This is a genomic window from Arthrobacter sp. 9V (assembly GCF_902506065.1).
Classification (GTDB): Bacteria; Actinomycetota; Actinomycetes; order Actinomycetales; family Micrococcaceae; genus Arthrobacter.
Genome location: NZ_LR733058.1, coordinates 1 through 1,236 on the forward strand (window position 1 = coordinate 1; position 1,236 = coordinate 1,236).

A 1,236-nucleotide genomic window follows, 5' to 3' on the forward strand; every position below is an offset into this window, starting at 1 on the left:
CCTCCGGGCTCGCGGCGAGCGTGGGCGAGGAGTACTACTCCACCCACTGGCTGGCGAGCTTCGCCTGGGACGCCATGGAGGCCCGGGAGCACGCCGCTCGATGACCGGCTTCGGGGTGGTGATCGTCTGCGGACACACTGAGGATCCGGAGGTACCTTCGGGGCCATGAGCGATCCGAAGGACGACGAGACCCTCGACGACTTCCGCGAGGCGCAGGAGACCGACTACGAACCGGAGCCCACCGTGCTCGACCCCGACGACCTCCCGGTGGTCGACGACGCGAACGACGAAGTGCTCCCCGACGACGAACGGCCGGTGCCGCTCGACACCGACGACGACGTGGTCTGACCGACCGCGGCCGACGCCGACCCATGCGCCGTGGGGCGGGGCCGGTGTCGGCTCAGTGGAGCGGGATGGTCCGCGCGAAGGTGCGGGTGACCGGTGTCGCTTCGAGGAACGGTGCCATCGCCGGAGCACCCTCGGGCGTCGCACGCCAGGCCACGTACGTGTCGTGGTCCGCGGCGGTCGTCCACGACTCGACGACGACCATGCGCGCCGGGTCCTCGTCGTCGACCAGGACCTCGAGCGACTCCAGGCCGTGGAACGACGCGGTCTGTTCGAGCGTCTCGCGGATCGCACCCTGGAGCGCGTCTTCGGGGGCGTCGCTCTGGAACTGGACCTCGAGCAGGACGGTGATCGACATGGGGAACCTTTCGTCAGCGGTGTCCAAGCCAACTCCGGACCCCCTGCGCTTGTTCCGGGTCGGTCAGTCGAGGATGCGGAACCGGAGCGGATCACCAGGCCGGAGCTGCGCGGCACGGTCGACCGACCGGGGCGTCAGGACCGCGACGACCGGGTAGCCGCCGGTGACCGGGTGGTCGGCGAGGAACAGCACGGGGAACCCCTCGGGCGGCACCTGCAGCGATCCCGTCTCGACACCCTCGCTCGGCAGCTCGCGTGTCACGGAGCGGGCGAGCGGCGTCGCAGCCGTGGTGCGGACCCCCACGCGGTCGCTGTCCGCACTGACGGCGAAGTCCTGACCGGTCAGGGTCGATCGCCACTCCGGGGTGAACCAGTCGTCGCGCGGCCCGGGCACCACGTCGAGCACGACCGGCTCGTCCGGCCACCGCGGTTCGGGCTGCGGCACCGCGTCGACGACCGGCCACGAGACCCGGGCTCCGCCGACCGGCAGGAGGTCGCCGGCCGACAGCGGCGGCGGACCGAGGCGCGCCAGGG

At 72.1% G+C, this 1,236-nt stretch carries 3 protein-coding genes; 1 reads left to right on the plus strand and 2 read right to left on the minus strand.

Annotated features, from left to right (window positions below; translation table 11 throughout):
- The first annotated feature begins 165 nt into the window (after positions 1-165).
- Positions 166-348 carry a hypothetical protein gene (locus tag BACI9J_RS24075; protein WP_071251269.1) on the plus strand — a complete coding sequence of 61 codons (183 nt, stop codon included), beginning with the start codon at positions 166-168 and terminating at the stop codon, positions 346-348.
- Between the two features lie 52 nt (positions 349-400).
- Here the strand turns inward: BACI9J_RS24075 and BACI9J_RS24080 are convergent, their stop codons facing one another.
- Both BACI9J_RS24080 and BACI9J_RS24085 read right to left on the minus strand, forming a co-directional pair.
- Positions 401-703 carry a putative quinol monooxygenase gene (locus BACI9J_RS24080; protein WP_017886861.1) on the minus strand — a complete coding sequence of 101 codons (303 nt, stop codon included), beginning with the start codon at positions 701-703 and terminating at the stop codon, positions 401-403.
- A 63-nt stretch (positions 704-766) separates the two neighbouring features.
- On the minus strand, positions 767-1,236 hold a 470-nt coding region (locus BACI9J_RS24085), incomplete at its 5' end, for a biotin-dependent carboxyltransferase family protein (protein WP_201296743.1).

Bases quoted from the DNA above. Each gene is read 5' to 3' on its own strand.
- BACI9J_RS24080 (WP_017886861.1), bottom strand. From the start codon at position 703: ATGTCGATCACCGTCCTGCTCGAGGTCCAGTTCCAGAGCGACGCCCCC.
- BACI9J_RS24075 (WP_071251269.1), top strand. From the start codon at position 166: ATGAGCGATCCGAAGGACGACGAGACCCTCGACGACTTCCGCGAGGCG.